We start from the raw sequence: 18,971 nt of genomic DNA, 5'->3' as shown, positions 1-18,971 counted from the left end.
CCTTGGAGTAGACACCATATCTATGAGTGACGATACCGACACCCCCGAAATAGACGATGGAAAAATAGCGGTCGAGCCCCTGGGCCGTGCCCTTGGCGACCGGTATCTGACCTATGCCCTTTCGACCATCATGCACCGGGCACTTCCGGACGCGCGTGACGGGCTGAAGCCGGTTCACAGGCGTATTCTGTTCGCAATGCGTGGCCTGAAACTGGATCCCAAGGGCTCGTTCCGGAAATGCGCCAAAATCGTCGGTGAGGTGATGGGTAACTATCACCCGCATGGGGACCAGGCAATTTATGATGCGCTCGTGCGTCTCGCCCAGGATTTTGCAGTTCGGTATCCACTCGTGGACGGCCAGGGCAATTTCGGCAACATCGACGGCGACAACGCTGCGGCGCAGCGGTACACCGAGGCGCGTCTGACCGAGGCCGCCGAGGCCCTGATGGTGGGGCTGAACGAAAATGCGGTGGATTTCCGTGACAACTACGACGGATCGGAATCCGAGCCGGTTGTTTTGCCTGCGGCATTTCCCAACCTGCTGGCCAACGGGTCCAGCGGGATTGCGGTTGGAATGGCCACCAACATTCCGCCGCACAATATCGAGGAACTCTGCAACGCCTCTCTGCATCTGATTAAATTCCCCAATGCGGGGGATGAGAAGCTGATGGATTTCGTACAGGGACCGGATTTCCCGACCGGCGGCATCATTATTGAGCCGCGCGCGACCATCAAGGAAGCCTATCGCACCGGTCGCGGGTCCATGCGGGTGCGCGCCCGGTGGCAGGTTGAGGAACTCGGGCGCGGTCAGTGGCAGATTGTTGTCACGGAAATGCCCTATCAGGTGCAGAAGGGTAAACTGATCGAGCGGATCGCCGATCTGATTAATGCCAAAAAGGTGCCTCTGCTCGGCGACATACGGGATGAGAGTGCCGAGGACATTCGCCTGATTCTGGAACCGCGGTCGCGTACGGTTGATCCGATGGTTCTCATGGAGTCGCTGTTTAAGAATACGGACCTAGAGAACCGCTTTTCCATGAACATGAACGTTCTGATCGACGGTCGCACGCCGCAGGTTTGTTCGCTCAAGGATGTTCTGCGGGCGTTTCTGGATCACCGTCGCGACGTTTTGCTGCGCCGGTCGCGGTTCCGGCTCGATAAGATCGAGGCCCGGCTGGAGGTGCTGTCGGGCTATATTATCGCCTATCTCAACCTCGATCGGGTTATTGAGATTATCCGCTATGAGGATCAGCCCAAGGCCGTGTTGATGGCCGAGTTTGAGCTGACGGATGTTCAGGCCGAGGCCATTCTCAACATGCGCCTGCGCAATCTGCGCAAGCTTGAGGAAATGGAACTGCGGCAGGAGCGGGATAATCTGCTGGCGGAGAAGGCGGATCTGGAGGCTCTGGTTGGTTCCGGAGACCTTCAGTGGGGCCGTATTTCCGATGAGTTGCGCGATGCGCGTAAGAAATTTGGCTCCAGGGCGCCGGGTGGCGCACGACGGACCGGCTTTGAGGACGCGCCTGAGATCGAGGACGTTTCCTTTGAGTCGATGATCGAGCGCGAACCGCTCACGGTTGTCTGCTCGAAAATGGGCTGGATACGCGCCATGAAGGGGCATATCGACCTGGACAGCGAATTGAAGTTCAAGGACGGGGATGGGCCCGGATTTATCCTTCATGCGGAAACCACCGACCGGCTCCTGATGTTTGCTTCCAACGGTCGCATGTTCACACTGTCCGCCGCGCAGTTGCCCGGCGGGCGGGGCATGGGCGAGCCCGTGCGCCTGATGGTCGACATGCCGAATGAGGCGGAACCCATCGCGCTGTTTGTGCATGTTCCAGGTGGCAAACTGCTCGTGGCGTCAACGGCCGGGGATGGCTTTATCCTTCAGGAGAATGAGGCGATTGCGCAAAAGCGGGCAGGGAAACAGGTGCTCAACGTGCGGGAGGGCGTGCGTGCGAGGGTCTGCCGGCCGGTTCAGGGCGACCACGTGGCAGTGGTTGGAGAAAACCGCAAGGTTTTGGTTTTCCCGACGGAAAGTCTGCCCGAGCTTGCCCGTGGCAAGGGCGTGCGGCTGCAGAAATACAAGGATGGCGGGTTGAACGACGCCATTACCTTTGACCTCAACGATGGGCTTTCCTGGCTTGATCCGGCCGGCCGGACGCGCACGGTGGAGGATCTTGCCGACTGGATGGGGCCGAGGGCTGCCGCCGGACGGATGGCGCCGCGCGGGTTCCCGAAGGACAACCGCTTTAACTGAATTTATGGTTGAACAGGGGGGATAGGATGCACGTTTTGATCACGGGTGGATCGCGTGGAATCGGAGCCGCGATTGCCCGGCTCGCCGGGGCGCGAGGCTGGTCGGTATCCGTCAATTATGTCAGTGATGCCAGTGCTGCAGGGGAAACGGTAGCGGCGGTGAAAGCGGCGGGTGGCAATGCGCTTGCGATCAAGGGCGACGCCTCCGTGGAAGCCGATGTCCAAGCCATGTGGGACGCGGCCGAAGCGGCGTTTGGGCCGATCACCGGGTTCGTGAATAACGCGGGTGTGGTTGCCCCGGCCTCAAAGGTTGCTGATATGAGCCTGGAGCGCATGGAACGGCTGTTCCGGATCAACATTACCGGCGCGTTTCTCGGCGCGCGTGAGGCCGCGCGGCGGATGTCTAGGGCCAGTGGCGGGCAGGGCGGTTCCATCGTCAACATGTCGTCGATTGCGGCAAAGCTCGGTGCGCCGGGCGAATATGTGGATTACGCCGCCACCAAAGGCGCGATGGATGCGATGACTATTGGGCTCGCGAAGGAGCTTGCCGCAGAAGGGGTGCGGGTCAATGGCATACGGCCCGGACTGATTTTGACGGATATCCATGCCTCCGGCGGTGAACCGGGACGGGCCGAACGGCTGGGTGTGACAACGCCGATGGGACGGCCGGGAGGAGCGACCGAAGTGGCGGAGGCCGCGATCTGGCTTCTGTCTGACGCGGCGTCCTATGTCACGGGTACGACGATGGAAGTCTCAGGCGGGCGTTAGTTGAGCGGGTAAAGCTCGGACGGCTTTACCCGGTCCCTCAATCCCACGAGGCGGACGTAAACCAGCGTCGTGAAGATCGAGAACACTGCGAATGTCATGCCCTGAACGAGTGCGGCGAGAACGTTGCCCATCAGGCTGAACTCTCCGGTCGCGTTGGGCGTGATGACGGGCGAGACCACCATTGATGCACCGATGAGCATCACGACAAGGATCACCAGCGCCAACACGATTGTCCAACGGTGTCCGTGCGTCAGATCACGGGTGCGGGTTAGACTGCGCCAGTCCCCGTCCTCCAGAACGATAACCGGGACAAGCACAAGGTACATGGCGTAAATGTAAAAACCTGGCACGATGAACAGGAACGCGCCCAACCCGGTGGCAATCGCGACCAGCAGGCCAAGAACAACCATTGGGCCGATTTTGGGGATTGGCCGGGTCAGGTATTCCGCGAGGGGACGCCGGCGTTCGTTGAGGCAGTCAACCGTTGCAAGGCAAAGCACGCCGCTGGCGTAATTCCAAATCACCGTGATCAGAAGCATGGATGACAGAAAAGCACCGCCGTCGAAGGTTTGGTCCGGGCCTGGCATGCTGAAACCGTCCCCGACGATGATATAAATGACCTGTTCAACCAGCGCGAACACCATTGCGAGGGCATAAAGCACGCTAAAATTGGCGAAGAGCAGCTTGAAACCGTCCCCGACCAGTTCGGGTGCCTTGAGTTGTGGTTCGGTCATTTTGCCTTACATCCCCGCGTTTTGCGCCAGCCCGATCTAGTCCGAGAAGCTCTCGGGTTTTGCCTCACGGGCCATGTGGTCGAGCACACCGTTGACGAATTTAGGCTCTTTCCCGTCTGGGAAAAAGGCCTTTGCCACGTCCACGTACTCGGTGATTGCGACCTTTGGTGGCGTATCGCTTGCGAGGAATTCCGCACCGGCGGCCCGGAATACTGCCCGGATTGTGGGGTCGATCCGGTCGATGGGCCAACGGGCTACGAGGGCGCGGTGCGTCAGCTGGTCAATCGCGGCCTGACGGTCAACGGCGGCCGTCATAATGTCACGGAAGTGATTTTTGTCAGCTTCCGCATATTCCACGCCGTCGATTTCGGCGCCGAGGCGGTAGGTTTCGAATTCATCCAGCACGTCGTCGAGGCCGGAGTCGGAGGCTTCCATCTGAAATAGGGCCTGCACGATGTAGAACCGGGCCGCGGATCGCATGCGTCGGCGGTCGGCGGAGCTGAGTTTTCTGGGCTGTTCGGTCATTTCAGGCGGTGTCCCTGTTCTGGTCGCCTGCCATCAGGATGCTGCCTTCAGGCAGAGGGCGGGGCGGAACGGGAAACATGCGGGAGAGCGCAATCAGATGCAGGCAGGCGTCGGCCGCGCCACCGCCCTTGTTCATCTCATCTGGAATTGCGCGGGCGAGGGCCTGGGCCTCGTTTTCCACAGTTAAAATGCCGTTCCCGATGCAGATCTCCCTCAGGCCCAGCAGAGTGATGCCGCGCGAGCTGTCGTTGCAGACGGTGTCGTAGTGGGTGGTTTCGCCGCGGATGACGCATCCCAGCGCCACGTAGCCGTCGTATTTCTTCGTCCGCTCGGCCAAGGCTATGGCCGTTGGGATTTCAAGCGCTCCGGGCACCTCAACCGTTTCGTGGCTCACGCCTGCGGCATCGAGAGAGGCCCGGGCGCCCGCCAGCAGATGACCGGCGATTTCGCGGTAGAAGGGTGCGATTACGATCAGAACGCGAACCGGGCGGTCGAATTCCGGCCGGGGCAATGCGTCGCTGGGGTCATGGGTAGCCATGTCAGTCCTTTGTTTCCACTATCGGACGGGTGCCGGCGATGCTCAGGCCGTATCCGTCGAGGCCCACCACCTTCGGGGTGGGTGAATTCGTCAGCAGTATCATGTTGGTGATGCCAAGAGCACTCAGGATTTGTGCGCCCACGCCGTACTGCCGCAGTTTGTTGGGGCTTACATGATCCCCGGTTTCAAGCTTCATGGCCGTGTCGCGCAGCAGCACGAGAACGCCGCGTTTTTCGGCGGCAATGGCCAGCATGGAATCGCGCAACTGGTGGGTGCGGCCCGGATGAAGTCCGAGGAGGTCTTCCATCGTGTTGACCGCATGCATCCGAACGAGGACGGGCTCACCGGTCGTGATGTCACCCTTGGAAAGCACGATATGTTCACCGCCAGCGGCCTCGTCCGTGAAGACGCGCATTTGCCAGCTTCCGCCGTATTCACTTTCAACCGTTTCCGCATCCGTCTGCCGCACGAGATTGTCGTGGCGGCGGCGATACGCGATCAGGTCGGAGATGGTGCCGATCTTGATGTTGTGAAGCTGCGAAAAGGCCACAAGATCGGGCAGACGGGCCATTGTGCCGTCGTCATTCATGATTTCACAGATGACGCCGGAAGGGTTCAGACCTGCAAGGCGCGAAATGTCGACTGCCGCTTCGGTGTGGCCGGCGCGGATGAGAACGCCGCCTTCGCGTGCGCGCAGGGGGAAGATGTGGCCTGGTGTTGCGATGTCCTGCGGGCCGGAGGTCGGGTCGATGGCCACGGCAACGGTACGTGCGCGGTCGGCGGCCGAGATGCCGGTGGTGACGCCTTCGCGGGCCTCGATCGATGTGGTAAACGCCGTTTCATGCCGGGACGAGTTCGATGCGGACATCAGCGGCAGGTTCAGCGCGTCCAGCCTTTCGCCCGTAAGTGTAAGGCAGATGAGGCCACGACCGTATTTCGCCATGAAGTTGATGGCGTCCGGGGTGCACATCTGGGCCGGAATGACCAGGTCGCCCTCGTTCTCCCGGTCCTCGTGGTCGACCAGAATGAACATGCGGCCGTTGCGGGCGTCCTCAATGATTTCCTCGACCGAGGAGATCACATCCTGGAATTCCGTGTTGCTCATGCGCCGGTCTCCTTCGCGGCAGAATATTCTCCCAAACGGGCGACATAGCGTGCCAGCGTGTCGATTTCCAGGTTCACCGGGTCGCCCTCGGTCGCGTCGCCCCACGTCGTGGCCGATTTTGTGTGCGGGATGAAGTTGACGCCGAACCGGTCGCCATTCACCTCGTTGACCGTAAGCGATGTCCCGTTGAGTGCGACAGAGCCCTTGGGTGCGATGAATTTGGCGAGGTCGCCTGGGGCCTCGAAGGTTACCCGTGTGCTGTCACCCTCATCGCGGATTTTCGTTATGATCGCAACGCCATCCACATGACCGGAAACGATATGTCCGCCGAGTTCGTCTCCGAGCTTCAGCGCCCGTTCAAGGTTGATGCGACCGCCCTCAATCCAGGGCGTGCGGTTGCCCGGACCGTTGCTGATGCTGGTTTTCGAGACGGTTTCGGCTGAAATATCCACATCAAACCAGCAGCCGGTTTTGGTTTCTCCGATGTCCACAACCGTCAGGCAGATGCCGTGGCAGGCGATGGAGGCTCCGAGTTCGATGGTTTCGGGGTCATAGCTGCTTGAGATGCGTGCGCGCAGATCACCCCGGTTCTCGAGGTGCTCTATCCGACCGATGTCGGTGATGATTCCAGTAAACATGCGTCCCGTCCGGCTCCGTTTCGGGTGCGTCCTAGACCGGAGAACCCTCTGGGGCAAGTCACGATGCGTGTCCACAATGCTTCACATGCCGCCGAAAAACCATGGCATCTGGTTAACACGTGACAAAAACGCTACGATTTCGGCCAAAAGCTGGAAAACAGTGAATGTGAGGCGGACGATGCGGTTTTTTAGGTCAAACGCACGGTTGGCGTGCGCGGTAGCGCTGGTTTCATTAATCTCGGGATGTACCCTGCCGAGGTCCGGGCCGACTGCGGGAGAGATTCTTTCCAGCGACAGGGATGCCGCCAGCGACATTCACATAGTCGAGGTGACCTCGGCCATCGCCGCGGCAACCGCGGACAGCGAAACGCTCGGGTTTGACAGCAGTTTGATCGGCAACAGTCTTCTGTCGTCGGATGTCATTAACCCCGGCGATATTCTCTCCATAACGGTCTGGGAAACGGTGGACAGCAGCCTGCTTGCCAGTGTCGGTCAGAAGTTTACGGCCGTGGACCAGATACAGGTGGACGAAACCGGTCGGATCTACGTGCCGCATGTGGGCCGCGTAAGTGTGTCCGGACGGACGCCAGAGCAGGTTCGTATTGATGTGACGGAAAAACTCAGCAACCAGACGCCGGACCCGCAGGTTGAGGTCCGCCGTATCGCGGGCAACGGGACCACGGTGAGCATCCTGGGTGACGTTGGGTCGCCCGGAGTTTATCCGATCGAGACGTCAACGCGCAGCCTCTCGTCGATGATTGCGCGGGCGGGCGGAGTGTCCATCGTGCCCGAAGTGGCGCAGATCCGGGTTGAACGCGGCGGGCGTGCGCAGCGTATTTGGCTGCAGGATCTCTATGACCGGCCCGAGCTGGATATTGCCCTCCGCCCCGGCGACCGCATTTTGATCGAGCAGGACCGGCGTTCCTTCACCGCGCTGGGCGCGACCGAGGGGCAGGCGCGTATCAGTTTCAACAAACGCGACATGTCGGCCATTGAGGCCCTGGCCGCATCCGGGGGACTCGACGGGAATTCGGCGGATCCCACCGGTATCTTTGTGTTCCGGACCGAGGATTCCGCGACCGCCAACAGGGTTCTGGCGCGCAGCGACCTCGTTGGACCACAGAGGGTGGCCTATGTGATGGATCTGACGGCGGCCGACGGAATGTTCGCAGCCCAGGAATTCGTTATTCGGAACGAGGACACGGTCTATATCACCGAGGCTCCGTTCTCGTCCTGGGGGCGTGTGGCGGCGTTGACGGCGACCGTTGTCTCGCTGGCCGGATCGGTTGCGGCAATCGCGAACTAGGGGGAGCCCGGAGGGGCTCGCCCTGGGCGGCTGCGTAAACGAACTAGCGCCGCCGCCAGTGGCTTCGGATATCGGGACCGATGCGTTCGACGTCCACAAGGTTGAATTTTGGGGCGAGGCGGAGTTCCTCAAGCATCATCGGGCCTATGGAGGCTACGCCCTCCGCACCGAGGACCTGGCCCGCGGAGAACACGACAACCTCATCCACAAGATTGGCTTCCAGCAGTGCAGCCGACAGGCGGCCGCCACCCTCACAGAGAACACGCGTTATTCCGCGGTCACCAAGTGTGCGCATCATGGCGCTGAGGTCGAGCTGGCCGTCGGGCTGGAACGGGATTTCGAGCAGTTCCGCGCCGCGGTCGGCCCAGGTTTTCCGGCGGTGTTCCTCGGCCTCGTCATGGTGGCATAACCAGAGTGGGATCCGGGAGGCGGTTTTGCCGAGGTAGCCGTCGCCCACGAGGGTCAAACCACCGGTTACGACAATGCGCACGGGGTTGGCACCCTCGATTCCGACGTCGCGCACGTCGAGCCGGGGATTGTCGCTGCGGACGGTGCCTGCGCCCACCAGGACCGCGTCGTATTTCGCACGCATCAGGTGAACCTGTGCGCGGGAGCGGGGGCCGGTGATCCACTTGCTCTCACCCGTGCCCGTGGCGATGCGGCCGTCGAGGGATGTGGCAAGTTTCAGGGTGAGCATGGGGCGGCCGGTGGTGATGCGGCTGACGAACCCGGCATTCAGGTTCTGCGCCTCCTCCGCCAGGCAGCCGGTTGCAACCTCAATTCCAGCGGCGGTCAGCATCGCTGCACCGCGACCGGAGACGCGCGGGTCCGGATCTTCCATGGCGATCACGACCCGCGCAACGCCCGCGTCTATCAAAGCCTGGGCGCAGGGGGGTGTCTGCCCGGTATGCGCGCAGGGTTCCAGCGTGACATAGGCCGTCGCACCGCGCGCCGCGTCGCCCGCCTGAGTCAGTGCCCGGGGTTCCGCATGGGGCCGTCCGCCGTCGGCCGTCCATCCGCGTCCGACGACGCGACCGTCGCGTACGATCACGCATCCAACGGCGGGATTCGGCCAGACGCGGCCAAGTCCACGGCGCGCAAGGCCGAGCGCGGGGCGCATGAACCCCTCGTCTTCCAGTGTTACGGGCATGAATTCAGATTTCTTCCTTCGGTGAGAGATCCGGTCGCAATTCCGACACGAAGTCCTCAAAATCATCCGCGGCCTGGAAGTTTTTGTAGACGGAGGCAAACCGTACGTAGCCAACCGTGTCGATCCGGGCCAGGGTCTCCATAACGATCATTCCAATCGTGTCGGAGGGGATGTCGGTTTCGCCCATTGATTCCAGTCGGCGCACGATGCCGGAAATCAGCTGGTCCAGCCGTTCGGCCTCAATGGGGCGTTTTTGCATTGCGATGCGGATCGACCGTTCCAGCTTGTCCCGGTCGAAAGGCTCGCGTTTGCCATTCTTTTTGACGACGACAAGGTCGCGCAGCTGAACGCGCTCATAGGTGGTAAAACGGCCCGCACAGGCCGGGCAGAACCTGCGTCTGCGAATTGAAACGTGATCCTCAGCCGGGCGGCTGTCCTTGACCTGGGTGTCGACATTTCCGCAAAACGGGCAACGCATTTAAGGCCTCCGGCAGATTTTTGGCGCAGTTTGCACAGAGTATATGTCCCCGCCCACAGTTTGGGTAGTCTTGAGTGCCTTCCACAACATCATCGACACCCTACGACCTGTTGCGTTGCATTTTTGCCAACCAACCTGAGCGGTCATGGTTCCGCGGCAACACCGGAATGGTGCCGCCGCGAAAAAATTATGATCAATTGGGTGAAAGCCCGGGGGTTAAATCGCCCGATCAGGCTTCCTTTCGGTTCCTGCGGGCCGATACGGCGCCAAGCATACCCATTCCGCTCAGGAGCAATACGGCTGCAGCGGGCAGGGGGACCGGCTTCACGTCGATGCGTACCACCATGTCGTCGAAGTCCCGGTCGCTCCGCGATGCGTCATTGAACAGCGCGTAGACCGAGTCCTCGTCTTTCTGGAAGAACGCGATGCTGCCATAGGCCCCGCTGGTCGCGCCATTGACTGCGGTGGTTGAGGGCCGTTCGGTTTTGAACGCGAAATCCAGTGCGCCGCCATCCATGACCAGAGAGTGGCTGTCACCGCTGGCGGAGGTTTTGTTGTCGAACAGCTTGCTGCCCGAAGCCCAGAAGCTGTTTTTGTAGCCGGCCTCAGTGCCGACATATGTGAAGGTTACCTCACTCTTGCCCGCCAGACCCATGGAGGCATTGTGCAGGGTCGAAAACGGGCCGGACAGTGCGGCATCGGAACCGGACGGATTAAAGCCGGAGAGGCTGCTCTGGGTTGTGCCGCCGGTGAAGGTAACCGGAGCGGCGGAAGCAGCCGTTGCGCCAAGGACCATTGCAGCGATGGCGGACGCGAGAACTTTTCGTTTGATAATCATAAAACACCTCACTCGTACTGCGTGTGTTTTGGATCAGCGGAAAATTTTATTCAATCTCAAGGGTGTTAATTGGTTAAGCTCTGGGTTGAGTGGGAGCGGGAGCTTCAGCGCTGCTCAGGCTCCGGTTGCCAGACCTCGGAGCCCGTCGATGAAGTCCGGCGTCTGGCGCGCGTCGATTTCGCATTCGCGGACCAGCCAGTCGAAATGCCGGGTGAGCGAGCGCACCCTGTCTTCCGATCGGAAGGCCAGATAGATCTGCCCGACATAAATCACCCCCAGCAACGGGCCGAAGACCGTGATCGGCGCGCTGAACTGTCGCCTTGCGTCGAAAATGAAAATGCGGAGCGACGGGTAGAGGTCGCGCGTGTCCCGGGTCAGCCGCTCAATCTGTGCCGCACGGATGTCGGCGGCGAGGCCGCTGTAATAACCTTCTCCGGCAGCAAAGGATTCGAGTTCGTGGCGGGGGACGGCGATTTCGTAGTCCGAGTTGGAATCGCGCAACCAGTCCATCCGGTCGGTCATGGCGCCAATGGCCTGATCCGGTGTTTTTGCGATGAAGCGGTTATACTCCCATGCCAGCACATCCGAGGTCTTCAGAATGTCCGGCAGTGTCGCGGCCACGTGGCGGATTTTGTAGCCGTTGGCTTCCCGGTGCCAGTCGATGATCTGCTCGTCCGCCGAGGTGCGTTGGGCCGTCGTAACTCCCACGACCGCGTCGACCAGATCCCCGGCCCGTTCCGGACGGTCGGTGAGGCCGAGCAGCCAGTCAGTGCTGATGCCAAGTGCCGCAGCACAGTCGGCGACCAGTTGGGCGTTGGGCAGTCTGGTTTCGCCCCTCGCCATGATCTGGGAAATGGTTGAGCGATCGACTCCAGTCTCGCGCGCCAGTTTGCTGCGGTTTGTGCCCGTCTCGGCAATTGCCTGTGCAAGACGCTGCCTGAAGAGGGCGGCTCGTGTTCGCTTGTCGACTTTAGTCATCATCTGTTGGGTTTTCCAAACATCATAGCCCAAATGCGGCGCATGTCCTGAATACCGCGCATCGGCCCTTTTTGATAGCCCGTGATGGTCAAGCAAAAAAGGAGGTGCGGATGGTTGAGACCACGCGAAGGCAGGTTGCGAAAGCCGTGAGTTGGCAGGCTTTGGGTCTGTTCAGCATGACCCTGATTGGTTGGCTTCTTACCGGGTCGTTCAATGTGGCCGGGAGTTTCGCGGTGATATCCGCTCTTGTCGGCCTTGTTGCCTTCGTGCTGCACGAACGGTTTTGGGCAGGGATAAGATGGGGGTTGCGCTGAAGTGTGGCCATTTGCGGGGCGTCTGCCGTATCGGCTTCGATCCAGGGTTGCAGCGGTGTGTTTTCGCACGGTTTCAGAGGGGTTTGCGGCCGATTATTGCCCGATTTTGTTGCACTTCCGGGTGTTTCCCTCTATACGGAAGCTCAACAAAGAGACGCACCTTTACAGGAAAATTTCCTAAGTGACGGATACCCCAGAAGACGTCCCCGCAGACCAGCGGCCCCCTTCCTCCGGACCGGCGATTTCCATCGAGTCGGAGATGAAAGCCTCCTACCTCGACTACGCCATGAGCGTGATCGTCAGCCGTGCAATTCCTGACCTTCGCGACGGGCTCAAGCCGGTTCATCGGCGTATTCTTTACGCGATGCACGAGACCGGAAACACGCACGACAAGCCGTACCGAAAATCCGCGAGGCCCGTCGGCGATGTGATGGGTAAGTATCATCCCCATGGCGACAGCGCGATTTATGACGCGCTGGTCCGGATGGCGCAGGAATTTTCGATGTCCCTGCCTCTGCTCGATGGGCAGGGCAACTTTGGATCCATGGACGGTGATGCGCCCGCCGCCATGCGTTATACCGAAGTCCGCATGGATAGGCCCGCGGCCTATCTGCTCGCGGACATCGACAAGGAAACCGTTGATTTTCAGCCGAATTATGACGGAAAGGACCTTGAGCCCAGCGTCTTGCCGGCCCGGTTCCCAAACATGCTGGTCAACGGGGCGGCCGGTATTGCGGTTGGCATGGCCACGAATATTCCGCCGCACAACCTCGGTGAGGTGGTGGATGCGACGCTCGCACTAATCGAGAATCCGGATCTGAGCGTAACGGATCTGATGGAATATGTTCCCGCCCCGGATTTCCCCACGGGTGGCGTTATTTTAGGGCGGTCCGGTGCCCGTAAAGCGTATAACGAGGGCCGTGGTTCGGTCATCATTCGCGCGAAGACCCGGATTGAGGAGCTTCGCAAGGACCGCTTTGCCATTGTTATGGATGAAATTCCCTATCAGGTGAACAAGGCAAGCCTCATTGAACGCATTGCGGAACTCGCCCGCGAGAAGCGGATTGAGGGCATCGCGCATGTACAGGACGAGAGCGACCGGTCCGGCGTGCGGGTTGTCGTTGAACTGAAGCGCGACGCAACGCCGGAGGTGGTGCTGAACCAGCTGTTCCGCTTCACGCCGATGCAGACAAGCTTCGGCTGCAACATGCTGGCGCTGAATGGGGGGCGGCCGGAGCAGCTTGATCTGCGACGGTTCCTGACGGCATTTATCGGCTTCCGCGAAGAGGTTGTCGCCCGTCGCACCGCATTTGAACTGCGCAAGGCGCGTGAACGTTCGCATATTCTGTGCGGTTTGGCCGTTGCCGTTTCCAACGTGGACGAGGTCGTGGCAACCATCAGGTCATCGGCGGACCCTGCTGAGGCCCGGACGCGGTTGATGGAGCGGGCCTGGCCTGCTCAGGACATCGCGCCCTATATTGCGCTGATCGATGATCCGACCCACAAGGTTCACGAGGACGGTACATACCATCTTTCCGAAACCCAGGCGCGGGCCATCCTCGATCTGCGGCTTCAGCGCCTGACGGCGATTGGTGTACGCGAGGTGACGGACGAACTCGAGGAACTGGCTGGAAAGATCAAGGATTACCTCGAGATTCTGCGCTCGCGCAGCCGGATCATGTCGATCATTTCCGATGAGTTGCGCGAAGTGCGCGAGAAATTTGCCGTGCCGCGCCGGTCGGAAATTGTCGAGTGGGAATCCGACCTGCTCGATGAGGATCTGATCGAGCGTGAGGATATGGTGGTGACCGTCACCCAGGGTGGTTACATCAAGCGGACACCTTTGGCCGAGTTCCGCGCCCAGCGGCGCGGCGGCAAGGGTACCCAGGGGATGAACACGAAGGACGAGGATTTTGTCACGACACTGTTCGTGGCAAATACCCACACGCAGCTTCTGTTCTTCTCCACCGATGGCATGGCGTATAAACTCAAGACGTGGCGTCTGCCCCAGGCGGGTCGCAATGGCCGGGGTAAGGCAATCGTCAACATCCTGCCGATCGCGCAGGGCGGGTCGATTGCGGCGATCATGCCGGTTGATGTGCCGGAGGAGAACTGGTCGGAGCTTCAGATCATGTTCGCAACGTCTGCAGGGGACGTGCGTCGCAACGCGCTTGATGATTTCACCAACGTGAAGTCGAACGGTAAGATCGCCATGAAACTGCCGGAAGGGACGCGCCTGATCAATGCGCGCATCTGCTCTGAGAACGATGATGTTCTGCTGACCACCCGTGGCGGTAAGGCCATCCGCTTTGCCTCGACCGACATTCGGGTCTTCAAGGGGCGGGGATCGACCGGCGTTCGCGGCATCAAGCTTGCCGATGGCGATGAGGTGGTCTCAATGGCCGTCGTGCGCCATTTTGAGGCTTCACCGGAGGAACGTGCGGCTTATCTCAAAATGCGTCGGGCGGTGGCGGGGGCCACGGATGAGGAGAACGCGGATTCGGATGAGGAAGGCGTCGCCGACATGGCTCTTGGCCAGGAACGCTATGTCGAGATGTCCGAGGCGGAGGAACTGCTTCTGACCATAACCGAACGTGGCTCCGGGAAACTGTCGTCCTCGCATGACTATCCGTTGCGCGGACGCGGTGGCCAGGGTGTCATGGCGATGGACAAGGCCATGCGCGGCGGTCCGCTCGTGACGCTCTTCCCGGTCGATCCGGACGATCAGATTATGTTGGCGACCGATGCCGGGCAGTCGATCCGGTGCCCGATCGGGGGGATTTCCTTCCGTGGCCGAAGCGCCGGTGGTGTGCGCGTGTTTGACACAGGCGCGTCCAGCAGGGTGGTCTCGGTGGCGCTGATTGCGGACAGTGGCGACGGTGAGATTATCGCTGATGACGGTGAGCCTGAGAACGGCGAATAAACGCTCCGCTACCGGCATGTGATCTGATGGGAGGGTGGTTTCCGCCCTTCCAATTTTTGTTGCGCTGACCTAGATGCCACGGATGGAAAAGATGTCACCCATTCATATTATCGGCGGCGGAATGGCCGGCTCAGAGGCCGCATGGCAGGCGGCTTCGCTCGGCGTCCCCGTCGTCCTTCATGAAATGCGCCCGCAGGTTGAAACCTTTGCGCATCAGACCGAGGGTCTGGCGGAACTGGTCTGTTCCAACTCGTTTCGCTCCGACGACGACGAGAGCAACGCCGTTGGCCTGCTGCATTGGGAGATGCGCTATCTGAACGGTCTGATCATGGGGACGGCAGATAAACATTCGGTCCCGGCCGGAGGGGCACTTGCGGTTGACCGCGAACCGTTCAGCCGGGAAGTGACTGAGAAACTCCAGGCGCATCCCCTGGTGACGGTCGAACGTGGTGAGGTGGCCGGTATACCGCCGGATGAATGGGACAGCGTGATCATCGCGACCGGCCCATTGACCAGTCCGGCGCTGGCGGAGGCGGTGCGTGCCCAAACGGGCGAGAACGCTCTGGCATTTTTTGATGCGATTGCGCCCATCGTCCATTTCGACACCGTCGATCTCTCCAAAGCCTGGTTTCAGTCGCGCTATGACAAGGGCGATACGAAGGAGGAGCGTGAGGCGTATCTGAACTGCCCCATGAACCGGGAGCAGTACGAGGCGTTTATCGATGCGCTGTTGGCTGCTGAAAAAACTGAATTTAAGGATTGGGAGAAAGACACGCCTTATTTCGAGGGATGTCTTCCGATTGAGGTTATGGCGGAGCGCGGTCGTGAAACACTGCGTTTCGGGCCGATGAAGCCGGTAGGGCTTACGAACGCCAACGACCCTGAAAACAAGCCATACGCGGTGGTGCAACTGCGCCGGGATAATTCCCTTGGGACGCTTTTCAACATGGTCGGCTTTCAGACCAAGATGAAATATGGCGCCCAGATGGAGGTTTTCCGGATGATCCCGGGCCTTGAGGAGGCGGGATTTGCGCGACTTGGCGGCATACACCGTAACACTTTCATCAACTCGCCAACGCTCCTCGATGCGCAGATGCGTCTACGGTCCATACCGCGCCTGAGATTCGCCGGACAGATCACCGGCGTTGAAGGCTATGTCGAAAGCGCGGCAATGGGGCTGCTCGCAGGCCGCATGGCTGCGTCTGAAAAGCTGGGGAAACCCCTGGCCCCCCCGCCCAACACGACCGCAATGGGGGCGCTCGTTACCCACATTACCGGTGGTGCCGAGGCCAAAACGTTCCAGCCAATGAATGTTAATTTTGGTCTGTTCCCGCCGCTGGATGATGTGCGCGGCGGGCGCCGGGGCCGCAAGGAGCGCTATGCCGGGTATACCAAACGGGCCAAGGCGGACATCGCGGCCTGGCATGAGGACTGGCTGGGACAGTCGCCTGAACTGGCGGCCAGTGGAATGTGAGTGGCCTACCGAACGCGTTTTGCACCGTCGCCGACAGGGCTTTTGCATCTGGGCCATGCATTTTCAGCGATCACCGCATATGAGCGCGCCCGTGAGGCAGAAGGGCAATTTCTGCTGCGTATTGAGAACATAGACACAACCCGGTCCCGGCCGGAATTCGAAGACGCGATCCTCTCTGACCTGAAATGGCTCGGGCTGGACTGGGAACACCCTGTCACGAGGCAGTCGGAGCGGTTTGACGTCTACGCCGACGCGGTTCGGAAATTACGTGATCTCGGACTTGTTTACCCATGCACCTGTACGCGTCGCGATATCGCCGCCGCCGTCGCAGCCCGCCAGGAAGGCGTCGACCAGCCACCTGTTTATCCCGGGACATGTAGAGGCCGTACGGATGCTCCTGTTGATGCCGCTTGGCGATTGAACATGTCCGCGGCGATCGACCATCTTGGAGGTGCGGCAGCGGTTGCGGAACTTACCTGGACTGAAACCGGCCCCGACTGTGCGGGGTGCCATCATCTGGACGCGGAAAAACTTCTGAAGGAGCATGGCGACATAGTGCTGGCCCGTCGTGATATTGGCACGTCCTACAATGTCGCCGTGGTTGTGGACGATGCGGAGCAGGGCATTACCGAGGTAGTGCGCGGCCTCGACTTATTCGAGGAAACTCCCGTCCACCGACTGTTGCAGGCGTTGCTGAATTTGCCGGTTCCCGACTGGCATCATCACAGGCTGATCCGGGATGAGAATGGCAAACGGCTGGCCAAACGCGACGATGCGAAATCTCTTGCGTCACTTCGTGATGCGGGCCGAACGCCCGCGGACGTCGCGCGGATGCTGTCCCTAGATCATGGGTTTTGACAGTTCGACCTCTTCGCCGTCCCGTATCGCGGTGTAGAAGCAGCTCCGCCGGTTCGTATGGCATGCCGGCCCGGTTTGATCGACGATCATCAGGAGACTGTCACGGTCGCAGTCAACGCGGATGTCTATCAGCCTTTGTACATGCCCGGATGTCGCGCCTTTTCTCCAAAGTTCGCTGCGCGAACGGGACCAGTAGGTGACCTGGCCGGTCTCCAGCGTTTCCTGGAGGCTTTCGGCGTTCATCCAGGCCATCATGAGAATGTCGCCGCTCTCATCCTGTGCAATTGCCGGGATCAGACCCCTGTCATTGTATTTCAGTGAAGTGACATCGAACCGGGTCAAAACATGATCCCCTTTTTTTGCATGTTGTTTTGCCCTATCTATTGCGGGCTTGGGGAATTGCAAAGGGCTGGTCGCAATGAGCGCCGATGAGGAACTGATCAAACTCTATTCGCAGCGAATTTTGTCGCTTGCGGCAGAAATTCCCCACGCAAAGCGGCTGTCTTCGCCTCAGGTGACCGCAAAAAAGCGGTCTCCGCTTTGCGGGTCCACCGTTACCGTGGATCTGCGAGTTTCCGATGGGCGGATCTCTGACTTCGGTCAGGATGTGAAGGCCTGTGCATTGGGGCAGGCTTCGGCGTCTGTTCTTGGGGCGAACGTGATCGGCCTGAGCCGGGATGAAATCGAGCGTGGACGCAATCAGTTGCGCGCAATGCTGAAAGAAGACGGACCGGTGCCGGACAGTCCGTTTGACGGGCTGGAGGTGCTACTTCCTGCCAAAGACTACAAGAACCGGCACGCGTCCATTATGCTTGCCTTTGAGGCTACGCTCGCCGCGTTTGACGAGGCCGCCCAGGCCGCCTGACGTGCGGTATTTTGCTGTTTCAAACACTTGCCAAAAAAATCGCCGCGTCTCCGGATGGGAGAGCGGCGATATAGTGGCGGTGTTCAGAAATGAGGCAGGTCCAGCGGAAGGCAGATCCGAGGAACGAAGGAACACCGCGAGCAGAAAACCCGAAAAACTAAAGCGTTTTGCGTTTAATCTGAGGCATACCCTGCAGCTTTGAGGAAATTCCAGCACTCCTGCGGGTCGAACAGATCGCAGATGTCTCCGAGCGCCTGAAACAATGTTTCAAAGGTTCTGGCGCCGATGCGTCGCAGGTGGGCTTTGAGCTTCGAGAAGGCCATTTCGATGGGATTGAGATCGGGACTGTATGCGGGCAGGAACAAGAACCAGCAGCCGCGCTCTTTCAGGGCTTGTGCCGCACGCGGGCTTTTGTGGGTGGACAGGTTGTCGAGGATCACAACTGTTCCGGGTTCGAGCGCCGGGGCCAGTTGGGTTTCGATGTAAGTGTCGAAGGCCGGACCGTTCATGGCTCCCTTGATCACCCACGGTGCGATCAGGGCATCCTGCGTCAGCCCTGCGATGAAGGTCTGCGTGCCCCATTTGCCAAAAGGTGCCCCGGCATAAAGCCGCTCACCGACAGGGGCCCGACCGCGCAACCGTGTGAGGTTCGTCTTCACGGCAGTTTCATCGATAAAAACCAGCCTGTGCGGCTCCGCGCGCATACGGGGCTGGCGGCGCTTGATCCAATCACGGCGGGCCTGGAGCAACGCCGGTCGGTCACGTTCCGCCGCGATCAGTCCTTTTTTTATATGACAGTCCGGCGCGTTCGAGCGCGCGGTGCAGCGAGGAGAGCTGTACTTCCACGCCATGTGTCTCTGCGAGGGCGGCGGCCAGTTCCTTGAGCGTGATGTCCGGTTCGGCCTGCACGATCTCCAGCAAAAAGTCCCGGTGCGGGGCGAGTTTGCCGAACCGGCCGGCGGTACGACCTTGCGGCTTGGGAACCGCCGTGCCGTGTTTACGGTGCTCCGCTGCCAATCGCACCGCCGTGGCTGCGCTCACACCGAACAGCCGCCCCGCTGAACGGGCCGAATTGCCCTTAGCGACGTAGGCGCAAATCCGTTCCCGAAGGTCCAAAGAGTAAGGTTTGCCCATGATCCACCTCCAAACAGAAGTGAATCAGACGAAGGCGGGCTTGTGAATCCCAATTCGATTCAGATCAAACGCAAACCGCTTTA

At 60.2% G+C, this 18,971-nt stretch carries 20 protein-coding genes; 8 read left to right on the top strand and 12 right to left on the bottom strand.

Annotated features, from left to right (window positions below):
• Positions 1 to 22: 22 nt before the first annotated feature.
• Together parC and ACP15P_RS10515 are read left to right on the top strand one after the other, a co-directional pair.
• Complete coding sequence (gene parC, locus ACP15P_RS10520; protein WP_424928414.1) at positions 23 to 2,263, top strand: DNA topoisomerase IV subunit A; 2,241 nt, start codon at positions 23 to 25, stop codon at positions 2,261 to 2,263.
• A 26-nt stretch (positions 2,264 to 2,289) separates the two neighbouring features.
• Entirely contained in the window at positions 2,290 to 3,030 is a 741-nt protein-coding gene (locus tag ACP15P_RS10515; RefSeq protein WP_424928413.1) for an SDR family oxidoreductase, read from the top strand.
• On the opposite strand, the gene ACP15P_RS10510 is transcribed toward ACP15P_RS10515, so the two are convergent.
• The 6 genes from ACP15P_RS10510 to ACP15P_RS10485 all read right to left on the bottom strand — a co-directional run bounded on the left by ACP15P_RS10510 (position 3,027) and on the right by ACP15P_RS10485 (position 6,885).
• Positions 3,027 to 3,764 (bottom strand): hypothetical protein, encoded by a 738-nt coding sequence (locus ACP15P_RS10510; RefSeq protein WP_424928412.1) that lies wholly within the window; start codon positions 3,762 to 3,764, stop codon positions 3,027 to 3,029. The two genes, ACP15P_RS10515 and ACP15P_RS10510, sit on opposite strands and share 4 nt — an antisense overlap.
• Before the next feature lie 36 nt (positions 3,765 to 3,800).
• On the bottom strand, positions 3,801 to 4,289 hold the full coding sequence (gene nusB / locus ACP15P_RS10505) for a transcription antitermination factor NusB (protein WP_424928411.1): 489 nt from the start codon (positions 4,287 to 4,289) through the stop codon (positions 3,801 to 3,803).
• Between the two features lies 1 nt (position 4,290).
• Complete coding sequence (locus ACP15P_RS10500) at positions 4,291 to 4,827, bottom strand: 6,7-dimethyl-8-ribityllumazine synthase (RefSeq protein ID WP_424928410.1); 537 nt, start codon at positions 4,825 to 4,827, stop codon at positions 4,291 to 4,293.
• A gap of 1 nt (position 4,828) precedes the next feature.
• Entirely contained in the window at positions 4,829 to 5,932 is a 1,104-nt protein-coding gene (gene ribB, locus ACP15P_RS10495; protein WP_424928409.1) for a 3,4-dihydroxy-2-butanone-4-phosphate synthase, read from the bottom strand.
• The gene (locus ACP15P_RS10490; RefSeq protein WP_424928408.1) at positions 5,929 to 6,570 is read right to left on the bottom strand and encodes a riboflavin synthase; all 642 of its coding nucleotides are present in this window, start codon (positions 6,568 to 6,570) and stop codon (positions 5,929 to 5,931) included. The genes ribB and ACP15P_RS10490 overlap by 4 nt, the downstream gene beginning before the upstream one ends.
• Positions 6,571 to 6,651: 81 nt before the next feature.
• Positions 6,652 to 6,885, bottom strand: coding sequence for a hypothetical protein (locus tag ACP15P_RS10485; protein ID WP_424928407.1), 234 nt, complete (start codon positions 6,883 to 6,885; stop codon positions 6,652 to 6,654).
• Between the two features lie 13 nt (positions 6,886 to 6,898).
• Between ACP15P_RS10485 and ACP15P_RS10480 the strand changes: the two genes are divergently transcribed.
• Entirely contained in the window at positions 6,899 to 7,876 is a 978-nt protein-coding gene (locus ACP15P_RS10480) for a polysaccharide biosynthesis/export family protein (protein WP_424928406.1), read from the top strand.
• Between the two features lie 43 nt (positions 7,877 to 7,919).
• Here the strand turns inward: ACP15P_RS10480 and ribD are convergent, their stop codons facing one another.
• The 4 genes from ribD to ACP15P_RS10460 all read right to left on the bottom strand — a co-directional run bounded on the left by ribD (position 7,920) and on the right by ACP15P_RS10460 (position 11,323).
• Complete coding sequence (gene ribD, locus ACP15P_RS10475; protein ID WP_424928405.1) at positions 7,920 to 9,026, bottom strand: bifunctional diaminohydroxyphosphoribosylaminopyrimidine deaminase/5-amino-6-(5-phosphoribosylamino)uracil reductase RibD; 1,107 nt, start codon at positions 9,024 to 9,026, stop codon at positions 7,920 to 7,922.
• Between the two features lie 4 nt (positions 9,027 to 9,030).
• Positions 9,031 to 9,504 carry a transcriptional regulator NrdR gene (gene nrdR / locus ACP15P_RS10470; protein ID WP_424928404.1) on the bottom strand — a complete coding sequence of 158 codons (474 nt, stop codon included), beginning with the start codon at positions 9,502 to 9,504 and terminating at the stop codon, positions 9,031 to 9,033.
• 229 nt (positions 9,505 to 9,733) lie between these two features.
• Complete coding sequence (locus ACP15P_RS10465) at positions 9,734 to 10,342, bottom strand: VPLPA-CTERM sorting domain-containing protein (protein WP_424928403.1); 609 nt, start codon at positions 10,340 to 10,342, stop codon at positions 9,734 to 9,736.
• Positions 10,343 to 10,456: 114 nt separating this feature from the next.
• Positions 10,457 to 11,323 carry a helix-turn-helix domain-containing protein gene (locus tag ACP15P_RS10460; protein ID WP_424928402.1) on the bottom strand — a complete coding sequence of 289 codons (867 nt, stop codon included), beginning with the start codon at positions 11,321 to 11,323 and terminating at the stop codon, positions 10,457 to 10,459.
• A gap of 107 nt (positions 11,324 to 11,430) precedes the next feature.
• Here ACP15P_RS10460 and ACP15P_RS10455 point away from each other — a divergent pair, with 107 nt between their 5' ends.
• The 4 genes from ACP15P_RS10455 to gluQRS all read left to right on the top strand — a co-directional run bounded on the left by ACP15P_RS10455 (position 11,431) and on the right by gluQRS (position 16,889).
• A complete protein-coding gene (locus ACP15P_RS10455; protein WP_424928401.1) occupies positions 11,431 to 11,634 on the top strand; it encodes a DUF2061 domain-containing protein in 204 nt (67 codons plus the stop codon).
• A gap of 181 nt (positions 11,635 to 11,815) precedes the next feature.
• A complete protein-coding gene (gene gyrA / locus ACP15P_RS10450) occupies positions 11,816 to 14,557 on the top strand; it encodes a DNA gyrase subunit A (RefSeq protein ID WP_424928400.1) in 2,742 nt (913 codons plus the stop codon).
• A 91-nt stretch (positions 14,558 to 14,648) separates the two neighbouring features.
• The gene (trmFO, locus tag ACP15P_RS10445) at positions 14,649 to 16,031 is read left to right on the top strand and encodes a methylenetetrahydrofolate--tRNA-(uracil(54)-C(5))-methyltransferase (FADH(2)-oxidizing) TrmFO (protein ID WP_424928399.1); all 1,383 of its coding nucleotides are present in this window, start codon (positions 14,649 to 14,651) and stop codon (positions 16,029 to 16,031) included.
• Positions 16,032 to 16,889, top strand: a complete 858-nt coding sequence (gene gluQRS / locus ACP15P_RS10440; protein ID WP_424928398.1) for a tRNA glutamyl-Q(34) synthetase GluQRS — start codon at positions 16,032 to 16,034, stop codon at positions 16,887 to 16,889.
• Here the strand turns inward: gluQRS and hisI are convergent.
• Positions 16,872 to 17,231: a phosphoribosyl-AMP cyclohydrolase gene (gene hisI / locus ACP15P_RS10435; protein WP_424928397.1), complete on the bottom strand. Its 360-nt coding sequence runs from the start codon at positions 17,229 to 17,231 to the stop codon at positions 16,872 to 16,874. The genes gluQRS and hisI overlap by 18 nt on opposite strands.
• Positions 17,232 to 17,307: 76 nt before the next feature.
• On the opposite strand from hisI, the gene ACP15P_RS10430 reads away from it, so the two are divergent.
• A complete protein-coding gene (locus tag ACP15P_RS10430; protein WP_424928396.1) occupies positions 17,308 to 17,754 on the top strand; it encodes an iron-sulfur cluster assembly scaffold protein in 447 nt (148 codons plus the stop codon).
• Between the two features lie 173 nt (positions 17,755 to 17,927).
• Here the strand turns inward: ACP15P_RS10430 and ACP15P_RS10425 are convergent.
• Positions 17,928 to 18,888 (bottom strand): IS630 family transposase gene (locus ACP15P_RS10425; protein WP_424926437.1). Its coding sequence is split into 2 segments (ribosomal slippage): positions 17,928 to 18,542 and positions 18,544 to 18,888, totalling 960 coding nucleotides; the frame shifts between segments, so codons are not numbered across the junction.
• Between the last annotated feature and the right edge of the window lie 83 nt (positions 18,889 to 18,971).

Source organism: Amaricoccus tamworthensis (assembly GCF_049800875.1).
GTDB classification, from domain to species: Bacteria; Pseudomonadota; Alphaproteobacteria; order Rhodobacterales; family Rhodobacteraceae; genus Amaricoccus; species Amaricoccus tamworthensis.
This window is presented reverse-complemented; position numbering and strand designations above follow the sequence as displayed.